Source organism: Marivita sp., from assembly GCF_048006345.1.
In the GTDB taxonomy this organism is placed as follows: Bacteria; Pseudomonadota; Alphaproteobacteria; order Rhodobacterales; family Rhodobacteraceae; genus Marivita.
The window spans coordinates 2,741,797-2,761,673 of sequence record NZ_CP180351.1 but is presented as its reverse complement, the minus strand read 5'-3'; the positions used below and the strand labels follow the sequence as shown (position 1 = coordinate 2,761,673).

At 61.0% G+C, this 19,877-nt stretch carries 17 protein-coding genes; 8 read left to right on the top strand and 9 right to left on the bottom strand.

The window, feature by feature from the left end:
• The first annotated feature begins 22 nt into the window (after window positions 1-22).
• The 3 genes from rpoD to ACMVPR_RS13515 are packed head-to-tail and all read left to right on the top strand — an operon-like array spanning window position 23 to window position 2,537.
• Window positions 23-2,008: an RNA polymerase sigma factor RpoD gene (gene rpoD, locus ACMVPR_RS13525; protein ID WP_416883310.1), complete on the top strand. Its 1,986-nt coding sequence runs from the start codon at window positions 23-25 to the stop codon at window positions 2,006-2,008.
• Window positions 2,009-2,011: 3 nt separating this feature from the next.
• The gene (locus tag ACMVPR_RS13520) at window positions 2,012-2,293 is read left to right on the top strand and encodes an HlyU family transcriptional regulator (protein ID WP_292267761.1); all 282 of its coding nucleotides are present in this window, start codon (window positions 2,012-2,014) and stop codon (window positions 2,291-2,293) included.
• 28 nt (window positions 2,294-2,321) lie between these two features.
• Window positions 2,322-2,537, top strand: a complete 216-nt coding sequence (locus ACMVPR_RS13515; protein ID WP_416883309.1) for an RND transporter — start codon at window positions 2,322-2,324, stop codon at window positions 2,535-2,537.
• 57 nt (window positions 2,538-2,594) lie between these two features.
• On the opposite strand, the gene ACMVPR_RS13510 is transcribed toward ACMVPR_RS13515, so the two are convergent.
• Both ACMVPR_RS13510 and yghX read right to left on the bottom strand, forming a co-directional pair.
• Window positions 2,595-3,269 carry an SDR family oxidoreductase gene (locus ACMVPR_RS13510; protein ID WP_416883308.1) on the bottom strand — a complete coding sequence of 225 codons (675 nt, stop codon included), beginning with the start codon at window positions 3,267-3,269 and terminating at the stop codon, window positions 2,595-2,597.
• An 83-nt stretch (window positions 3,270-3,352) separates the two neighbouring features.
• A complete protein-coding gene (gene yghX / locus ACMVPR_RS13505; RefSeq protein WP_292267756.1) occupies window positions 3,353-4,258 on the bottom strand; it encodes a YghX family hydrolase in 906 nt (301 codons plus the stop codon).
• 96 nt (window positions 4,259-4,354) lie between these two features.
• On the opposite strand from yghX, the gene ACMVPR_RS13500 reads away from it, so the two are divergent.
• The 3 genes from ACMVPR_RS13500 (at window position 4,355) to ribD (ending at window position 6,521) form a co-directional block, all read left to right on the top strand.
• A complete protein-coding gene (locus ACMVPR_RS13500) occupies window positions 4,355-4,759 on the top strand; it encodes a secondary thiamine-phosphate synthase enzyme YjbQ (RefSeq protein WP_416883307.1) in 405 nt (134 codons plus the stop codon).
• Window positions 4,760-4,919: 160 nt separating this feature from the next.
• Window positions 4,920-5,399 carry a transcriptional regulator NrdR gene (gene nrdR, locus ACMVPR_RS13495; RefSeq protein ID WP_292267754.1) on the top strand — a complete coding sequence of 160 codons (480 nt, stop codon included), beginning with the start codon at window positions 4,920-4,922 and terminating at the stop codon, window positions 5,397-5,399.
• Between the two features lie 9 nt (window positions 5,400-5,408).
• Window positions 5,409-6,521: a bifunctional diaminohydroxyphosphoribosylaminopyrimidine deaminase/5-amino-6-(5-phosphoribosylamino)uracil reductase RibD gene (ribD, locus tag ACMVPR_RS13490; protein WP_416883306.1), complete on the top strand. Its 1,113-nt coding sequence runs from the start codon at window positions 5,409-5,411 to the stop codon at window positions 6,519-6,521.
• Here the strand turns inward: ribD and ACMVPR_RS13485 are convergent.
• The 3 genes from ACMVPR_RS13485 to ACMVPR_RS13475 all read right to left on the bottom strand — a co-directional run bounded on the left by ACMVPR_RS13485 (window position 6,497) and on the right by ACMVPR_RS13475 (window position 11,085).
• Window positions 6,497-8,521 (bottom strand): capsular polysaccharide biosynthesis protein, encoded by a 2,025-nt coding sequence (locus ACMVPR_RS13485; RefSeq protein WP_416883305.1) that lies wholly within the window; start codon window positions 8,519-8,521, stop codon window positions 6,497-6,499. The genes ribD and ACMVPR_RS13485 overlap by 25 nt on opposite strands.
• Before the next feature lie 7 nt (window positions 8,522-8,528).
• The gene (locus tag ACMVPR_RS13480) at window positions 8,529-9,677 is read right to left on the bottom strand and encodes a polysaccharide biosynthesis/export family protein (protein ID WP_416883304.1); all 1,149 of its coding nucleotides are present in this window, start codon (window positions 9,675-9,677) and stop codon (window positions 8,529-8,531) included.
• 100 nt (window positions 9,678-9,777) lie between these two features.
• Complete coding sequence (locus ACMVPR_RS13475; protein WP_416883303.1) at window positions 9,778-11,085, bottom strand: capsule biosynthesis protein; 1,308 nt, start codon at window positions 11,083-11,085, stop codon at window positions 9,778-9,780.
• 107 nt (window positions 11,086-11,192) lie between these two features.
• Between ACMVPR_RS13475 and ACMVPR_RS13470 the strand changes: the two genes are divergently transcribed.
• Window positions 11,193-11,783 (top strand): riboflavin synthase, encoded by a 591-nt coding sequence (locus tag ACMVPR_RS13470; protein WP_300588497.1) that lies wholly within the window; start codon window positions 11,193-11,195, stop codon window positions 11,781-11,783.
• A 25-nt stretch (window positions 11,784-11,808) separates the two neighbouring features.
• On the opposite strand, the gene ACMVPR_RS13465 is transcribed toward ACMVPR_RS13470, so the two are convergent.
• On the bottom strand, window positions 11,809-12,993 hold the full coding sequence (locus ACMVPR_RS13465; RefSeq protein WP_416883302.1) for an MFS transporter: 1,185 nt from the start codon (window positions 12,991-12,993) through the stop codon (window positions 11,809-11,811).
• 102 nt (window positions 12,994-13,095) lie between these two features.
• Between ACMVPR_RS13465 and ACMVPR_RS13460 the strand changes: the two genes are divergently transcribed.
• Entirely contained in the window at window positions 13,096-15,543 is a 2,448-nt protein-coding gene (locus ACMVPR_RS13460; protein ID WP_416883301.1) for a ligase-associated DNA damage response DEXH box helicase, read from the top strand.
• A 74-nt stretch (window positions 15,544-15,617) separates the two neighbouring features.
• Here ACMVPR_RS13460 and ACMVPR_RS13455 read toward each other — a convergent pair whose 3' ends face one another.
• From ACMVPR_RS13455 to glyA, 3 genes are all read right to left on the bottom strand, one after another.
• A complete protein-coding gene (locus ACMVPR_RS13455) occupies window positions 15,618-17,180 on the bottom strand; it encodes a 2-isopropylmalate synthase (RefSeq protein ID WP_416883300.1) in 1,563 nt (520 codons plus the stop codon).
• Window positions 17,181-17,528: 348 nt separating this feature from the next.
• Window positions 17,529-18,212 (bottom strand): DUF4336 domain-containing protein, encoded by a 684-nt coding sequence (locus tag ACMVPR_RS13450; RefSeq protein ID WP_416883299.1) that lies wholly within the window; start codon window positions 18,210-18,212, stop codon window positions 17,529-17,531.
• Between the two features lie 207 nt (window positions 18,213-18,419).
• Complete coding sequence (gene glyA / locus ACMVPR_RS13445; protein WP_416883298.1) at window positions 18,420-19,715, bottom strand: serine hydroxymethyltransferase; 1,296 nt, start codon at window positions 19,713-19,715, stop codon at window positions 18,420-18,422.
• Window positions 19,716-19,877: the final 162 nt, after the last annotated feature.

The window sequence follows — 19,877 nt, the reverse complement described above, 5'->3', positions numbered from 1 at the left end:
CCCCGCCTCGACAGGAGCATCCATGGCCGCCAAAGATAACGACGACGCCAAGACCGAAGATCGCGATGACGATGTAAGCCTCGACATGAGCCAAGCAGCGGTCAAGAAAATGATCGCCGAAGCCAGAGAGCGCGGGTACATCACCTATGATCAGCTGAATGAGGTATTGCCTCCCGATCAGGTCAGTTCCGACCAGATCGAGGATGTCATGTCGATGTTGTCCGAGATGGGAATCCAAGTCACCGAAGATGACGAGGATTCCGAGGACGATGACGACAAGGGCACAACGGACCTTGTGCAGACAGCTCGGCCCGGTGAAATCACGCTGGCGTCCGGGACTGCTGAAAAGCTGGACCGTACCGACGACCCGGTCCGCATGTATCTGCGCGAGATGGGCAGCGTCGAACTGCTGAGTCGTGAAGGCGAAATCGCGATTGCGAAACGGATTGAGGCCGGCCGCAATACGATGATTGCCGGGCTTTGCGAAAGCCCGCTGACCTTTCAGGCGATCACCATCTGGCGCGAAGAACTTCTGAGCGAAGACATCCTGCTGCGCGACGTGATCGACCTTGAAACCACGTTCGGCAACCAGATGGGTGACGATGAAGTGGTGTCGCCCGGTGTGGTCTCTGGTGGCGACGGCGGGTCCGACAGCGATTCTGGCGATGCGCAGGAACTGGATGCCGACGGCAACCCGATCAGCCGCGAAGACGATGATGACGAGGACGAACAGGCCAACATGTCCTTGGCCGCGATGGAAGCCGCGCTCAAGCCGCGCGTGCTCGAAACGCTGGATCGCATTGCGCAGGACTACGAAGAACTGGCCAGCATGCAGGACAACCGTATCTCGGCCACGTTGAACGAGGATGGATCCTTCAGCAAAGGCGATGAAGAACGGTATCAGAAACTCCGTTCCGAAATCGTTGTGCTGGTGAACGAACTGCACCTGCACAACAACCGCATCGAAGCGCTGATTGACCAGCTTTACGGCATCAACAAGCGCATCATGTCCATCGACTCTGCGATGGTGAAGCTGGCCGATCAGGCCCGCATCAACCGCCGCGAATTCATTGACGCCTATCGTGGACGAGAGCTTGACCCGAACTGGCTGGACGAAATGGCCGAAAAGGCGGGGCGTGGCTGGCAGATGTTCATCGAACGCTCGCTGGACAAGGCCGAAGAACTGCGCGCCGACATGGCGCAGGTTGGTCAGTATGTCGGTCTAGACATCAGCGAATTCCGTCGCATCGTCGCACAGGTCCAGAAGGGCGAGAAAGAGGCCCGTCAGGCCAAAAAGGAAATGGTCGAAGCGAACCTACGTCTCGTGATTTCCATCGCCAAGAAATACACGAACCGCGGTTTGCAGTTCCTCGACCTCATCCAGGAAGGCAATATCGGCCTGATGAAGGCGGTCGATAAGTTCGAATACCGCCGCGGTTACAAGTTCTCGACCTACGCCACATGGTGGATCCGGCAGGCGATCACCCGCTCCATCGCGGATCAGGCGCGCACGATCCGTATCCCGGTCCACATGATCGAAACGATCAACAAGCTGGTCCGCACCGGTCGCCAGATGCTGCACGAGATCGGCCGCGAACCGACGCCGGAGGAACTGGCAGAAAAGCTGCAGATGCCTTTGGAGAAGGTGCGCAAGGTGATGAAGATCGCCAAGGAGCCGATCTCTCTCGAAACCCCCATCGGGGACGAGGAAGACAGCCAGCTTGGCGATTTCATCGAGGACAAGAATGCCGTGCTGCCTTTGGACAGCGCCATTCAGGAAAACCTCAAGGAAACCACGACGCGGGTTCTGTCGTCGCTGACTCCGCGCGAGGAACGGGTTCTGCGGATGCGCTTTGGCATCGGCATGAACACCGACCACACTCTGGAAGAGGTCGGCCAGCAGTTCAGCGTGACGCGCGAACGGATCCGTCAGATCGAAGCTAAGGCGCTGCGCAAGCTCAAGCACCCCAGCCGGTCGCGCAAGCTGCGGTCGTTCCTGGATCAGTAAGCGATGTCGTTTCTCAAGAAACTCTTTGGCGGAGGCGGTGGATCAAACACACCGCCTTCGGCCCCTGCCGAGACCCATAACGGCTACACGATCTATGCCGAACCGGTCAAAGATGGCGGGTCGTGGCGCATTGGTGCCCGCATCGAGAAAGAGATCGACGGCGAGGTCAAATCGCATTTCATGATGCGCGCAGACACGTTGCAGGATTTCGACACAGCCGCGAAAGCGTCGATGGACAAGGCGCGCATGTTGGTGGACCAGCAGGGCGATACGATTTTCCGGTGATCACTGAATGAACCGCGTGCGGACCCTGATGGCCTATCTGCCGTGGTCCATCCTCATCTTGGTGTGTGCAACGCTTGGACTTGCCCCATTTGTGCCCGAGCCGCACATTTGGGAAAAGCTCAGGATGCTGGTCTCCGGTCAACTAACACAACCGGTGGATATCTTTGACTTTTTGCTGCACGGCACGCCATGGGCACTGCTGGTGCTCAAACTGGCCCTTCGAGGCACGACGCCGGCGAAATAAGACCCCCAACCAAGTGGCGGGGGGTCTTGTCGTTTGCCACGTGAGCGAAACCGTTCTTTAGTGCGTCGGCATCAGGAACACTTCCTGAATGGTCGCACGCAGGTCGGCTTCCAAAGCAAAGAGAACCGAACGTGCCACGTCTTCGGGCTTCAGCTTGTCGGGCTTCGCGTCGTCAAAGAATGGGGTATCCACCATGCCCGGTGCGATGACCGTGCAGCGCCCACCCCAGTCGCGCATTTCCTCGGCGATGTTGCCGCCATATCCATGCACAAACCATTTCGACGCGCCATAGACCGACCCCTTGATATGGCGACGGCCAGCAGCCGAGCCTGTCATTAGAAGGTGACCTTTGGACTGTTTCAGATGCGGCATCGCCGCCTTGGTCGTCCAGAGCAGACCCATGATGTTCAATTGCACCATGGTTTGCCATTCCTCGGGATCGCCATCATCCGTGCCGGAAACGCTCAGACCGGTGCCGGCGTTTGCGAAGGCGGCATCGACCGATCCGAAAGTGTTGGCCAGCTTGGCCAATGCGTCGGTCTGCGACGCAAGATCGGTTGCGTCACCGGGAAGGGCCACGCCGTAATCACCGAATTCATCGGCAAGAGCGGTCAGTTTGTCCTCGGACCGTGCGAAAAGGCCGACATTCCAACCGTGTTCGACTGCAGCGCGCGCGGTTGCTTCGCCGATGCCGGTTGAGGCGCCGGTGATGAAAAGGGTCTTGCGTGTCATGAAGTGTCCTTCGGCTTGGTGTCTGTTGTCAGATCACCAACCCGAAGAGGGCGGTCCGGGTTCCCCCGGACCCTCCGATCCGTTCAGCTCAGGTGTTCGTTGAAGAACGCGATCGTTCGATCCCAAGCGAGTTCCGCCGCCGCTTCGTCATAACGGGGCGTGCTGTCATTGTGGAAACCATGGTTCACGCCCGGATAGATATGGGCGGTATAGGTCTTGCCGTGTTCTTTCAGCGCAGCCTCATATGCAGGCCAGCCTTCGTTGATGCGCTCGTCCAGTTCGGCGTAATGGATCAGCAGTGGGGCCTGAATCTTGGGCACATCTGCAGCATTGGCCTGACGGCCATAGAACGGCACGGACGCGCCCAGTTCGGGATAGGCCACCGCCATCGCATTGCAGACGCCGCCGCCGTAGCAAAAGCCGACACAGCCCACTTTGCCCGTGGTGTCCGAATGCCCGGCAAGGAATTCGTAAGCTGCAAAGAAGTCGTTCATCAGCTTTTCGCCATCGACCGTGCGCTGCAATTCACGCCCTTCCGCATCGTTGCCCGGATAGCCGCCGACGCTTGTCAGCCCATCGGGGGCCAAAGCGATGAAGCCGGCTTTTGCCACGCGGCGCGCCACGTCTTCAATATAGGGGTTCAGACCACGGTTCTCATGGATGACCACAACGGCGGGTGCCGGACCTGTCAGGTTGGCGGGCTTCACCAGATAGCCGCGCACCTCGCCATGGCCGTTGGGCGAAGGATACATGATGTATTCCGGCAAAATGTCAGGGTCGTTGAAACTGACCTGCTCGGCCAAGGCATAGTTCGGCGACATCATGTTCAGCAGCGCCGCTGCCGTCAGGCCACCCACCGCGAACTTGGCCGCACGATCAAGAAACTCGCGCTTGGTGATCTGGCCGTGTGCGTAATAATCGTAAAGCTCAAGCAACTCTTGATCAAAGTCCTTGGCCGTCATGCGTTTGGTCGGGGTAATCTCGTTCATGGCAAATCTCCCTGTGACACCGTCGCGTCGCCTTTTGCAGCCCGCGTCCGTGGGAAAGAGGATAGCGCTCTGCGGTGGTCCGGCTATTGTTCATTTATGCAGACCGTTTTTCAGATAAACACAACCGGGCCGGGCCTGTACGAATTCACCGAGGAGGTTGCTGGCTGGGTTGCAGGCAGTGGCGATCTCACGCTGTTCATACAGCACACGTCGGCCAGCCTTCTGATCCAGGAAAACGCGGACCCCGAGGTCAGGACCGATCTGGCCGCCTTTTTTCATCGGCTGGTGCCGCCAACCACTGATCCATCCATGTCCTACCTGACCCACACTTACGAAGGACCCGACGATATGCCCGCCCATATCAAAGCGGCGCTGCTTCCAGTCAGCTTGTCTATTCCCGTTCTGAACGGGCGCATGGCGCTGGGAACGTGGCAGGGCATTTACCTGTTCGAGCATCGCAACGCGCCCCATACCCGCCGGGTGGTGGCGCATCTTCGCTGAGAACCTCCGGACAAACCCCGGATATGATGCATCCGGACCACCACAGTTTGCGGCTTGAATTCCCCTCTACCCAAAACTTCGCGGCTCACCTATAGTAACTGTGGATAAGTGGGAATAACCCACAGTCTGAGGCAGAGACGAAAAAAGAGGGGAACGGCCAATGCGCTGCCCGTTTTGCGGAAATATTGATTCTCAGGTGAAAGACAGTCGTCCTGCGGAGGACCACGTTGCCATTCGGCGCAGACGCTTTTGCCCGGCCTGCGGAGGCCGATTTACAACTTATGAACGCGTGCAACTGCGGGATCTCGTTGTCATCAAGACAAGCGGCAGGCGCGAGGATTTTGATCGCGACAAGCTGGAACGCTCGATCCGCATGGCGATGCAGAAACGTCCGATTGATCCGGAACGGATCGACCAGATGATTTCCGGCATCGTGCGCCGTCTGGAAAGCCTTGGTGAGACCGATATCGCATCGAAACAGATCGGTGAGATCGTCATGGAGACACTCGCCCGGATCGACACGGTCGCCTATGTGCGCTTTGCGAGTGTTTACAAGAACTTCCAGGAAGCCGACGACTTCGACAAATTCGTCAGCGAATTGCGCCCGAACGAAAAAGACAAACCCAAATCCGAAGAGTGACGCTGTCTCATGCGCCCGGATGATGCGCGCCATATGCACCGGGCGTTGGAACTGGGCCGACGCGGGATGGGCAACACATGGCCCAATCCTGCGGTGGGCTGTGTCATTGTTCAAGGCGAGACGGTGGTCGGAGAGGGATGGACCCAACCGGGCGGCCGCCCGCATGCCGAGACCGAGGCGTTGGCGCGGGCAGGCACGGCAGCACGGGGTGCTACGGCCTATGTCACGCTGGAGCCTTGCGCCCATCATGGACAGACCCCGCCCTGCACTGATGCGCTGATCGCCGCCGGAATTGCCCGTGTCGTGGCCCCCTTTGTGGACACGGATCCGCGCGTGTCGGGCCAAGGCTTTGACCGGTTGCGCGCGGCGGGTGTCGAGGTGGCGACCGGCGTTTGTGCCGATGAGGCGGCAGAGGACCATGCCGGGTTCTTCAGCCGCATCGAAACCGGACGCCCACTGCTGACGCTGAAGCTTGCCACAAGCCTCGACGGGCGGATTGCCACCGCAAGCGGCGACAGCCAGTGGATCACCGGACCTGACACCCGCGCCTACGTTCATCACCTTCGCGCGACGCATGATGCGGTGATGGTGGGGGCAGGGACCGTACGGGCGGACGATCCATTGCTGACGGTTCGGGGTATTGACGTGCCCCGGCAACCGGTGCGCATCGTCGTGTCGCGCAGGCTTGACCTGCCCATCAACAGCAATCTTGCCCGCAGTGTCGACATCGCGCCGGTGTGGTTGTGTCATGCAGACGACGCGCCAGAGGATGCCCGGCAAGCTTGGTTGAGCCATGGAGCCAAACTGATCGAGGTGCCGTTGCATGGGCGGCAGGTCGAGATTGTCGCTCTCATGCAGGCGCTAGGGGGTGCCGGTCTGACCCGCGTGTTCTGCGAGGGTGGTGGCGAACTGGCCGCGAGTTTGCTCGCCGCCGATGTCGTGGACCGATTGGACCTACATATGGGTGGCGTCGTGATCGGTGCCGAAGGTCGCCCGGCGCTGGGCGCTTTGGGTCTGGGCAAATTGGCGGACGCCCCGCGTTTTGAGCTCAAGTCCTTGCGGCAAAGTGGCGATGACGTGGTGCAAAGCTGGACGCGTCAGCGCCGCCAAAGCCAGGCATAACTGGCCATCACGCCTTGGGCCTTTGCCAGCAGGCGCAATCGCTTGGACGAAGGAACACCTCCCGCAGCCAGTCGATCCAGCGCCACTTCGATTGTGCAAGCCTGTTCGGTGATTGGATCGAAATAGCGCGGATAATCAATCAGCGCAGCATGCACCAACATCTCGAGCGTGACGACCTTACCGCGGCGTGTTGGAGTGGGGCAGAGATCTGTCGTCAGTCCCCATCCGGCGTAGAACGGCAATCCCAGCGTTGTCACGGGCACGTCGCGCAGCAACGCCTCGAACCCGGTAAGGGACGTCATGGTCCAGACCGCATCGACCTGTGCCAGCAGGCGCGCCATCGGGATGTCGGTCACAACCTCGTCCGCCCATTGGGTCGCATCGGCAACCAGACCGGGCCGCAGGCCAGCCACCACATCAGGATGCGGTTTGTAAAGGATGTGCGCCTCGGCATTCGCGTCGCGCACCCTTTTGAGAAGGGCTGCATTGGTCTGAATTTCCGGGCTGCCGATGATCACTGACGCGTCGTCTTCGACCTGTCCAGGAACCAGTAGGACAGGGCGTTTGCCCTCCATGTCCAATGGATTTGACGGAACACCCGTCGCGTATTTGGTCACCTGCTCGATCAGGATGCGCCTGATGATCCGGCGGGCACGGGCAAGCGCGTGATCCGGCAAGTCGATGCTTTGTGCGATGAGCGACTCCAGTCGCGATGGCCGGTTCGGGTCGTAGTAGATGCCGGTCTCGTCCAGAACGAGCGACAGTGGCGGAACCAGTTCCGCGCCAAGCCCCTGCGACCGGATGAACCCGTCTTCGACGCAAACCTCACCGTCTTTCGCAGCCATGCCCCAAGCCATGACCTTGGCGCCTTCGGTCGGATGCGCCCCGCGGAACCGCATGGGGTTCTGGCTGCCGAACATGGCTTGCATATGGGGGCGTTTCCACAAGCGGATATTGCGCCCGACCCAACCGTTTCGGTCCTCAAGATAGGCACGCTGCGTCGCTTCCAATGTTCCGATCACGCGCTCCAGATCGCACAGACGGTCGTGATAGGGATCGTACCAGACCGGGTAGCGCATCATCGCACCCGCAAACAGTTGCGCGCGGGTCAACTTGCGCTGTCTGCGGATCAATTGATGTTCGTCCTCCGTCAGCCCCCAGCCCGCATAGAAGGGCGTTCCGAATACGCGGGGTTTGTGGCCCGCAAGGATCGCCTCGAACCCCATATGCGAAGACAGCGTGTAAACCGCGATGGCCCCTTCGAGCAGGTCCATTGGGGCATACGCACCATCGACAAAGGAAATCCGTCCCTGCGCCTGGTCCTGGGTGTAATGTCCCTGCCGTTTGCCCGCCTGCGTTTCAGGATGTGACCGGATCAGAATACGCGCTGCCGGGTGTTCTGTCTGCGCATAGTAGAGCATCTCGGCAAACCGGGCGCGTGCCATGTCAGCCCCGGGCACCGAGGCTAGAACCGAGGCATCGCCTTCAACCTGGTCGATCACCAGCACATAGCCCGGCTCGGGCACAGTCAGGTCAGGATCGTAGGCGCTGTATTTCGACAGGCGCGACCGTTGGATCCGCCCCATCAGGTCCCGAGCCGAGTTGAGCAACGCGGAATCGTCCAGCGGATCGTCGATCAACAGGCGCTCCAAGTCGGACGGTTGAGACGCATCGAAATGCAGACCGGTCTTGTCCAGCACCAGTCCCAAAGGAGGTTCGCGCTCTACGCGTCCCGGATGCAAAGAGCGCAAGAATGCATCTTCGACCCGCAGCACCGGCGTATCGCGGCCCTCGGCCACGGCGAGCCCCCGCTCTGCGCTTGGGGCAGCGCCCCAGACGCCGATCCAATCATCGCCTGACGGTCGGCCAAGTGAAACGGACCACCCCGCAAGGTCGAGGATGCGTTTGACGCGGGCCTGCGTCAGAAATCCTGAATTGTAGACGTACAAACGCCGGGAAGTGATCTCCCCGGCGTTTGCCAATGATGACGAAGCCCGCATTACCCTGTTACGGCGAAGTGGTTCCGCCTGTGGCCACACTCCCCAGGCTCTGTGCGCTTCCAAGCGTACCGGTGATCGACGCGATGGTGCGGTTCCATTGAACGATCGGTGCTTCGGTCACATAGATCGTGTCTCGATCGCGGATCAGGAAGTCGCGGGCGATGAAAAGACCATTCGGCTCTGTCAGGTCCATCACGTAGATCAGGCGCTGTGCGCCAACCAGATCGTTCCGGCCGAGGACAGCGTTTGCGATTTCGGCTGGTTCATTGCGGAAGACAAAGACACCCGTCGGGTCTGCCGTGGATGCGCTCAGCCCGCCAAGCTGCGCCAAAGCCTCGACCAGCGACAAGGTCTGCGTGTCGAACGTCAAACGCGTTTGCGTCCCTGCAGCGCCAAGCGCAGTGAACGACCGTTGATCCGCCTGGATCAGGATGCGGTCGCCATCGCGAAGCGCGATGTCCAGTTGCGGATGGTCGTAGAGGTCTTCGAACCAGATGGTTTCGCTGACATTTCCGCGTGTGAGGGTGATCTGCGCAATCTCTGCAGCTTCACCGATCCCGCCCGCGCTCGCCAGCATCGCGGCAAGGGTCCGTGTCGGACGGGTGATCGGGAACACGCCCTGAACTCCGGCAGAGCCGAGGATGGAAACCGTGGCCCCATCACCGGCAGTCCGGCGCACTTCGACCTGCGGATCAGGCGTCTGTTCCTGAAGTTTTTCGGTGATGATCCGGCGAATGGCCTCGGGCGTATTGCCCGCCGCCTTGATCCGTCCGGCATAGGGCACAAAGATAAAGCCCGACCCATCGACCTGCACACCTTCGAGCGCGGTCGCATTGGCGGTCGGCCCGGCCAGAAGCCCGTCATCGACGTTTTCCCAGATGGTCAGACCCAGAACGTCACCGGGTCGAATGATATCGGCGCTTTGCACGCCCGCGTTTTTCAGATGATCGGAAAAGCCGAGCGCCGGAACAACGGCGGTTGTGCGTGTCACACGGTCATTGATGGCGACAACAAAGGCATCGCCTTCGCGCTGAACGGACCCCGCGAAGATCTGGTTTTTGGTCGGGCCAACACCCGGCAGGCCACATGACGCCAACACCGATGCCGACAGCACCACAGCGATGGACCGCGCCCACCGGAATTTTGAACTGAACACTGCTCGGTCTCCTCGACCAGTTATTGACTGCCTCGGTTTATATTTTTCAGGTAAGTTACCGGAATCCAGTCAGTTTGGCCAGTACTAGGGCTGGTGCATTTCAGCGAACGACACGCAACTGTTGCGCACCGGTCTCGCGGCGCTCCAAGCGGAGGTCATAGGGATCGTCGGGCGACAGCATCCTGTCGACCACCTGACGCAACAACTGGGACCGCCCCTTGGTGGAATAAAACCCGCCGGGAATTTGGCTCGTTTCGAGCAGAAACTGGCGATAGATGGCATAGGCGTTGGGGTCCGGGGGCGTTGGATCGGCAAAGAAATCGGGCAAGGACTGATGCGATACCAGTCCGGGTTTGTCATAGACGCTGACCCCAAAGCTGCGCACCGGGAGACCGCGCCACAAGGCCTGATGCGCCGAGGTCGAATTGACCGTCACCGCAGAGCGCGCCGCCTGCAGCAGGTAAGCCAGCTTACCACCGCGCACGAAATGGACGCGATCCGACACACCTTGGGTCTTTGCGCTGTCTCGGATCGTGCGTTCCAATGGGGCGCGCCCGTCTTCCAGAGGATGTGCCTTGAAGACCAGCCGGTGATGCGACGGGGCGCCCTGCGCAAATCCTGCGATCACCATGTCCACGAAGTCGGTCTGTGAGGCGAAATCCGAAAAGGCCCTGAAACTGGCGTCATGTTCAAGTTGCAACAGAACGACGTGATAGGGGCGGCCACCTGTGCGGATGCGGCGCGTGGTGATCCAGCGTTCGACCATGTAGCGGGGCCGCCGCAGCAATCGCAGCAGTTGAAGGCGAAATTCTTCGGCGACGGTCTGGTCACGGTGCGGGCGGTAGTGCGGAAAGCGTTGGTTCCGGAACAGCACATGCCAGTGATACAACGCCCCATGGACCATGTGCATCCGCAAATCACCCCACCGGTCTGGTGGCAGGGCGGGCACATCCGCTGTTCGGCTCAACGCGTTCTGCATCTGCTCCAGCGTGATCTGCATGAGCTTGGAATTGCCGTTCGACCCGTCGCGTTCATAGGTCGCCCAATAGGGGCGCAGATACCCTTCCTCGAACACATGCACTGTCAGACCGGCAGCTTTGGCGATCCTGATCGCATCGGAATGGTGACGGCGCACATCGCCGTAAAGCACGAGGTCCGTGGCCTTCGTCGTTACGAGCCAATCTTTGAATGTGCCCGGCCACTCGGACAGATCGCTTCGAAAATCCAGCAAAGACAACCTGTCCCGCCACCGTGATCCGTCCCCGGCGTTGAACGCCACACGAAAACACCTTGCCCCGGTCTCCCGCAAGCGCTCTGCCAATTCGCTGAAGAACGGGCCGTGTGGCCCCTGCAGGAACAGAAAAACGCGGGGTGCGTGGGTCTTGGGCTTGCCCGTTGTGTTTGTCATGTCGGCGCAGTATCCCTCGGACTGCCTGAAGACTAGCACAACAGGCGGCATTCTGAGAATCAAAATCCGCTAGGTTTTGCGCGGATGACGTCAGTGAGGGCAAGATCATGTTTACCGGTATCGTGACCGACATGGGCGACATCCGCAGCCTCGAACGGCGCGGCGATTTGCGGGCCCGGATCGGGACACATTACGACACCCAGAGCATCGACATCGGCGCGTCCATCGCGTGCAGCGGCGTTTGCCTGACCGTGGTGCAGCTAGGGCCGGACTGGTTCGATGTGGAGATCAGCGCGGAAACACTCGACAAGACCAATGTCGGCGCGTGGGTCGAGGGGCAGAAGATCAACCTGGAACGGGCGCTCAAACTCGGTGACGAATTGGGCGGTCATATCGTGTCCGGTCATGTCGACGGTCTGGCCGAGATTGTCGAGATGCGCCCCGAGGGGGACAGCGTGCGGTTTACGTTCGACGCCCCCCGCAGCCTGGCCCGCTTCATCGCGCCCAAGGGTTCGGTTGCATTGGACGGTACATCCCTGACGGTTAACGAGGTTGAGGACACGCGCTTCGGCGTGAACATCATTCCGCATACGCAAGAGGTCACGACCTGGGGCGCGTCCAAGGTGGGCGACAAGGTCAATCTCGAGATCGACACGCTGGCGCGGTATGTCGCGCGTCTGGCCGAGATGCAGGGCTGACGAACGCGCGGACGTGTTCGGTGTTTCAGTCGACTGAAACACGCCCCGCGTCCATCGCCGCGACAGCCCGGCGCCCGACAATCCAAGTGACCAGCACTCCGCCCCCATACGCGGTGATCAGGAACAGGAACGGGCCCAACACGGGCGCACCTTGATAGAGCGCGATCAGCAGCGGCGTTCCGCTCAGGTTGCCAAGGTTGCCCATCTGCGCCAACGCCCCGTTCGCCAAAGCTCGCGATGGCGCATCCGCGTTGATCTGGGGCACCACGGCAAAGCCCGCGCTTTGCACGAGGGCCATGCTGGCGAAGAGCAACAGCACGGTTGCCGTTGTGAACCCCACGAACAGGATCGCGACAGCCACACCTGCACACAAGGCGAAGCCCAGGGTCACAACAGGCTGCGCCGGGCGTCGCGACAGGATGGCGACCCCCACGGTCAAAGCGACTGCGATGGACACCAAGGGCGCGATTGCGGCCAGCCATGTCGGGGCCGTGCCCCCGGTCAGCAGCGGCAAGGCGGTCAGAACAGACACGAAGGTCAGCGTATAGCAGAGCCATGCCAAGGCGGGTGTGGCGATGCCGGGGGTCGCGTAGGCCGTCATATGACGGCGCAGGACCGAGATCCGCGTGGCTGGCGCAGGCGTGATGACGGGATGCGGCAGGACCAGCAGAATGGCCCCGCAGGCTACTGTCATCCAGACCCCATGCGCGCCGATCAGCAGCGACAGCCCGCCTTGTGCGATCACCCATGGGGCGATGACGGCGGTCAGAGCGAAGGCCACACCGAAGAATGTGCTCCAGAGCGTCAGTGCGGCGGGGCGATACCGATCCGGCACCGCCTCGGCGATGAGGGTCGGTGCAGCGACGACGATCAGCAAGTGCGATGCGCCCTCCAGAACACGGCTCAGCATCAGTACCGGGAGCGACGGCAGGGTTGCCTGCCAGAATGACATCACGGCCCCCAAGGCCAATGCCGCCACCAAGGCCCGCCGCGCACCGATGCGCGACACGACAATCCCGGCGACCAGCCCGAGGATCAGCCCGACAAGGCTGATCAGCGACACTGACAGCCCAAGGATGGCTTCGCTCTTGCCGGAATAGACCTGCGTCAGGGCGAGAAAACTCACTGCCAGTTTTGAGAACTGCCCAGCCGCGCCAAGCCCCGCCAGATAGAGCGTCAGGGTCAACAAAAGCGGATGAGGGGTGCGCATGTCTTGGCCTTTCGGAAGTGCGCGCACCATCTGTCATGCCGATCCGGCCTGCAATGCGCGATGCACGTTTTTCTTTGCCCAAGGGCGGCATATGTAGAGGGCATGACCGCTTTGCCCGCTTCCCTTCAATCCTGGTTCGACACAAGAGGATGGTCGATCCATCCGCATCAGCAGGAGATGCTGAACCGGGAGTCCGATCCTTGCCTGCTGCTCATCGCGCCGACCGGGGGCGGCAAGACTTTGGCGGGTTTTCTGCCGACGCTGGTCGAGTTGGCCAATGATCCGCGCGACGGGTTGCACACGCTTTATGTCAGCCCGCTCAAGGCGTTGGCTGCCGACATCAAGCGTAACCTGCGCACGCCCATTGACGAGGCCGGACTGCCGATCCGGGTCGAGGACCGCACCGGCGACACCTCGGCCCATATCAAGAAACGCCAACGCGCTGACCCGCCGCATATCCTGCTGACCACGCCCGAGTCACTGGCGTTGCTCACCAGCTACGAGGACGCGCCGCGCATGTTCAAAGGCGTGCAGCGGGTGGTTGTGGACGAGATCCACGCCTTGGCCGAAAGCAAGCGTGGCGATCAGTTGATGCTGGCGCTGGCCCGGTTGCAGGCCATGTGCCCCGACCTACGCCGCGTCGGCCTGTCCGCAACTGTCGATGATCCGGCTGCCATTGCAAAGCTGCTCGCGCGCCACCCCGACCCCTGCGAAATCATCGTCGCCGATCCGGGCCCCGAGCCGGACATCGCCATGCTGGTCACCGATGAGCCGCCGCCATGGTCCGGGGGTGGGGCGAAATACAGCATTCCGGCGGTGTTGGAGCAGGTCAAACAGCACAAGACGACGCTGATTTTTCACAACACCCGCGCTCAGGCCGAGATCTTCTTTCACAATCTCTGGCTCGCCAATGAAGACGCCTTGCCCATTGGTATCCATCACGGGTCACTCGACCGGCAACAACGTGAAAAGGTCGAAGCGGCGATGGTGCGGGGGGATCTGCGCGCGATCGTCTGCACGGGAAGCCTTGATCTGGGCATCGATTGGGGCGATGTGGATCTGGTGATCCAGATCGGTGCGCCGAAGAACGTCAAACGCCTGGTGCAGCGCATCGGGCGGGCAAACCACCGCTATAACGCGCCGTCCAAGGCGCTGCTGGTGCCTGCCAACCGGTTCGAAGTGGTCGAATGCGTGGCTGCGTTGGAGGCGGTCAAGGCGCATGATCTGGACGGCGACTGGCGCGGGCGCGGACCACGCGATGTGCTCTGCCAGCATATCCTGATTGCCGCCTGTTCCGGGCCTTTTGAGGCCGATGCGCTCTACGGCGAGATGACAAGCGCCGGGGCCTATGCCGATCTCAGCCGCAAGGAATTTGATGCGTGCGTGGAGTTTTGTGCCACTGGGGGTTATGCCCTGCGGGCCTATGATCAATGGCAGCGGCTCAAGCAATTGCCTGATGGCCGCTGGCAGTTGCGCGACCCGCGTTCCGCAGCGCGCATCCGCCAGAACATCGGCACGATTCAGGACACCGACACGCTCAAGGTCAAATGGCGGGGCCGGGGAGGCGCGCCTCTGGGCGAGATCGAGGAAGGCTTTGCCGCCACACTGACCAAGGGCGACACTTTTCTGATCGGTGGCCAGATCGTCCGCTATGAAGGGCTGCGCGAACTAACCGTCGAGGTCACCCGCGATCCGGGGCGTAAGCCAAAAATCGCCACTTTCATGGGCACGAAATTCGCCACATCCACCCAGTTGTCGAACCGCATCCTGCGCATGTTCCAGCAGGATGACTGGCCTGAGTTGCCCGCGCACACGCGAGACTGGCTGCACATCCAGCGCCGCGTCAGCCGCCTGCCCGAACCGGGTCGATTGCTGATCGAAAGCTTCCCGCATGACGGGCGCGAGCAACTGGTGGCCTACGGCTTTGCCGGGCGCAACGCGATGCAGACGCTCGGCCTCTTGCTCACCAAGCGGATGGAAGAGGAAGGGCTTGCGCCCATGGGCTTTGTCGCCACCGATTACGCCGTTCTGATCTGGGGGCTGGACGCGGTGATCGACCCCGCGCCGCTGTTCGATCTCGCCGCTTTGGAAGCCGGGTTGGACGGTTGGCTGGCGGGCAATGCGGTGATGAAACGGACCTTCCGGGCCTCCGCCACAATTGCCGGGCTGATCGAACGCAATCTGGGTGGACAGCGCAAGACCGGGCGGCAGGCGACCATGTCATCCGACATCCTCTACGACACACTGCTTAAGTACGACCCCGACCACCTGCTCATGCAGATCACCCGCGAAGAGGCGATGCGCGGATTGGTGGATTTTGCCCGCATCCGCGAGATGGCAGAACGGGTGGGCGACCGCATTGATTTGCTGCGGCTGGATCGGGTCACGCCGCTCGCTGCGCCTTTGTTCCTCGAACCGGGTCGCGTGCCCGTGCGGGGGCAGGCGGATGAACGATTGCTGGAAGAAGAGATCACCCGGCTGATGGAGACCAGTGGTCTGGCGCAGGTCGAGGCGCAACCAAGCAAGCCGAAATGGCGGGTGCCGTATTGATGAGATAAGCCGGGCAGATGCCCGGCTTACAGGGTCGTATCACACGTAGGCCGGGGCATCTGCCCGGCACGCCATCAGGTCACATCCCGGTACGAGATTTCCTTGACGTCCTTGCCGGTCTTGCCCCGCCGGACGATCAACCGGTTGAGCGCATGGATATAGGCCTTGGCCGACGCCACTACCGTGTCGGTATCCGCCGATTGCCCTGTGGCGATCATGCCGTCCTCTTCCAGCCGCACACTGACTGTGGCCTGCGCATCGGTTCCTTCGGTCACGGCATTCACCTGATAAAGCTGCAACCGCGCCTTGTTCGGATGCAGCATGCGGATCGCCTTGAAGGTCGCATCTACCGGCCCGTCGCCTTCGCTGACTGCCGATTTGTCCTCGCCGTTGATCTCCATCTCCAGCGTCGCCTCAGCCGGGCCGCCAGTGCCGCAAACCACCTTGAGGTTCACAAGCTGCAGCGCGTCATCGCCTTCGGTCGTGGCCGTCACCAGCGCGAGGATGTCGTCATCGAACACCTCTTTCTTGCGATCGGCCAGATCCTTGAAACGTACGAAGATATCCTTGAGCTGGTTGTCTCCGACCTCGACACCCAATTCCCGCAACTTGGCGCGCAGTGCAGCCCGGCCCGAATGTTTACCCAAAGGCAGGGACGTGCCAGCGATGCCCACATCCTCGGGGCGCATGATTTCGAACGTCTCGGCGTTCTTGAGCATGCCGTCCTGGTGGATGCCGCTCTCATGCGCAAAGGCGTTTTTACCCACGATGGCCTTGTTGAACTGCACCGGGAAACCCGACACGGTCGCCACGCGGCGCGAGATGTGCATGATCTTCTTGGTGTCGATGCCGGTGGTGTAGGGCATGATATCGCCCCGCACCTTGAGCGCCATCACCACCTCTTCAAGCGCGGTATTGCCGGCACGTTCGCCCAGACCATTGATCGTGCATTCGATCTGCCGCGCACCGCCTGCGACTGCAGCCAAGGCATTGGCGGTCGCCATGCCAAGGTCATTGTGGCAGTGCGTGGCGAATACCACGTCATCCGCGCCCGGCACGGTCTCGATCAACCGCCGGATCAAATCGGCGCTTTCCACCGGTGCGGTGTAGCCCACGGTATCGGGGATGTTGATCGTCGAAGCGCCCGCCTTGATCGCAATCTCGACCACGCGGCAGAGATAATCCCATTCCGTGCGCGTTGCATCCATCGGTGACCACTGCACGTTGTCACAGAGGTTGCGGGCATGGGTCACGGTCTGTTCGATCCGTTCGGCCATTTCGTCCTTGGTGAGGTTCGGGATCGCCCGGTGCAGCGGCGAGGTGCCGATAAAGGTGTGGATGCGCGGCTGCTTGGCGTTTTTCACCGCCTCCCAGCAGCGGTCGATATCGGGCAATTGCGCGCGGGCAAGGCCGCAGATCACCGCATCCTTGGTGCGATGCGCGATCTCGCTCACCGCGCGAAAATCGCCTTCCGAAGCGATGGGGAAGCCGGCTTCGATGATGTCGACCCCCATGTCATCAAGAAGCTCGGCAATCTCGAGCTTTTCGTCATGGGTCATGGTGGCCCCCGGCGATTGCTCACCGTCGCGCAAAGTGGTGTCGAAGATGACCACGCGGTCTTTTTCAGTCTGTGTCATTGTCTTGATCTTTCTGTCTTGTCCAAACCCGTCGGCGCGAAACGGTCATCCTCTGAGCGGTCGCGCCGGTTGGGCCGCGCTCAGAGGCGGATTAGGAGAAGACGGGTGGCCAGCGCAAGAGGCGCGCAGGAGCGCGTGCGGATTGCGATATGGGCCAAACGTGTCATGGGCGCGACTATACGCTGCAAATTTCGGATGAAAACCCTGTTTGTGAATTTTCAACGGCGTGTGTTTTTTCGTTTCCGATGTGGAATGGCCTTCTGGAATTTTGGCACGCCACATCGGCCCTCGTGACCAGAGCGCGCAGGCTCGCTACCGGAATCGACATCGGGTCAATCCCGATGTTCATCACAGCCACTGAAAGGCGCGCTTCAGAAAAGCCTGCGCGTCTTCGGTCACCGGTGTGCCATGCGCCATGACAACCCGCTGGATCGGCCAGTCGAGGATCGTGTCCACCCTGCGCCGCGCTGCGTCACGGTCGGAGATCGCAATACGGAACTTCCGCGGCACGGTGGGTTCGTCTTCTGTTATCAGGTCCAGCCGTGCCACCCATGAACGCCATCCTTTGTACCAGGTGCGAGGCATCTGTTGCAGCAAATCGGTGAACAGCACGGTGCCACTCGCATGATGGAAGAAGACGGCTTCTGACGTGATCCGCGTCTCAAGAAGGATATGATCAATTTCGCCGGGCCATAGCGAATACCCTGTTTCCGTCAGAAACGTGTCAATCAAGAGATCGCGGCGCTTCTTCTCAAGACTTGGGACAGCAACCACTTCGGCATCGGGACAGGCACGGACCCAATCCGCCAGATGCATATGGTGCAACCCGTTCGGAGCGATGAGGGCGTAGATCGGGCCAAGCTGCTGGATTTCTTCCAGACCTTCAGGCGTCACGGCGGTCGGGGACCAGATTGCCACGCTTCCGTCCAGAAGCCGCATCACCGCCATCCGTGTCGGATAGTGAAAGCCAAGCGCTGCCTTTATGGGCGCACCGTCAGACAGCCAGATCTCTGGGCCGAAAGGCTGCAACATCGCCGGCTGTCCCGTTTACGCACTTCAACTATGGGTTGTGATACAAAAAAGAAGCCCCTGCAAGCAAGGGCTTCTTTTCAACTTGGGTCGATGTGTGATCGCAGGGGCGTGGTGTCCAGCACCCCCGCGCGAAGTTCCGTTCGTCAAATCTTAATGGGTTGGGCTGAGAGTCTTCGTACGAAGACTCTTGAGCCGCGCCATAAAATCTTAGAGGTCAGGATAGATCGGGAAGCGTGCGCAAAGTTCGGCCACTTCGGCACGCACCTTGTTCTCGACCGCGCTGTTGCCGTCTTCGCCGTTGGCGGCCAGCCCATCGACCACTTCGATGATCCAGTCCGCGATCTGCCGGAACTCGGCCTCCATGAACCCGCGCGTGGTGCCCGCTGGCGACCCCAGACGAATGCCCGACGTGATCGTCGGCTTTTCCGGGTCGAACGGAACGCCGTTCTTGTTGCAGGTGATATGCGCGCGGCCCAATGCCTTTTCGGTCGCGTTGCCCTTCACGCCTTTCGGGCGCAGGTCAACAAGCACCACATGGGTGTCGGTGCCATGGGTCACGGTGTCCAGACCGCCCTTGATCAGCTGGTCAGACAGCGCCTGTGCGTTGCGGATGACGTTCTGCTGGTAGGTCTTGAACTCGGGGCGCAGCGCTTCGCCAAAGGCAACCGCCTTGGCCGCGATCACATGCATCAGCGGACCACCCTGAATGCCCGGGAAGATGGCCGAGTTGAACTTCTTGGCCAGCGCCTCGTCATTGGTCAGGATCATCCCGCCGCGCGGACCACGCAGGGTCTTGTGTGTGGTTGTTGTCGCGACATGGGCATGCGGAAACGGGCTGGGGTGTTCGCCCGCCGCCACGAGACCGGCAAAGTGCGCCATGTCCACATGCAGATACGCGCCAACCGAGTCCGCTATCTCGCGCATGCGGGCAAAGTCGATCTGACGCGGGATGGCCGACCCACCGGCGATGATCAGCTTCGGTTTGTGCTCATTGGCGAGCGCCTGAACCTGATCGTAGTCCAGCATGTTGTCCTCGCGGCGCACTCCGTACTGGATCGCGTTGAACCACTTGCCCGACTGGTTCGGGGCCGCGCCGTGGGTCAGGTGACCACCGGCATCAAGGCTCATGCCAAGGATCGTGTCACCGGGCTGCAAAAGCGCGGTAAAGACACCCTGGTTTGCCTGAGAGCCGGAGTTCGGCTGCACGTTGGCGAAGCCGCAGTTGAAGAGCTGGCACGCCCGCTCAATGGCAAGGTTCTCGGCCACGTCGACGAACTGGCAGCCGCCGTAATAGCGACGGCCCGGATAGCCTTCGGCGTACTTGTTGGTCATCACCGAGCCCTGCGCTTCCATCACGGCGCGGCTGACGATGTTCTCAGAGGCGATCAGCTCGATCTCGTCGCGCTGGCGGCCCAGCTCATCAGTGATCGACTTGAACAGATCCGGGTCGCTGTCGGCCAGCGATTTGGAGAAAAAACCAGTGTCACGGTGCGGAGCGTTCATGGGCAGGGCCTCCTTGAAGCGGGTCAAACTTTGGCGGTTACGTATAGGAGTTGCGCCAAAAGGCAAAGGTTGGAAAGCGACCACACGACACAAAGCTGCGCCATGTCTGGTATGCGGCAGGCGTTTGTGTTTGTTTCGGAACGGCATGACCCCGATAGGAAC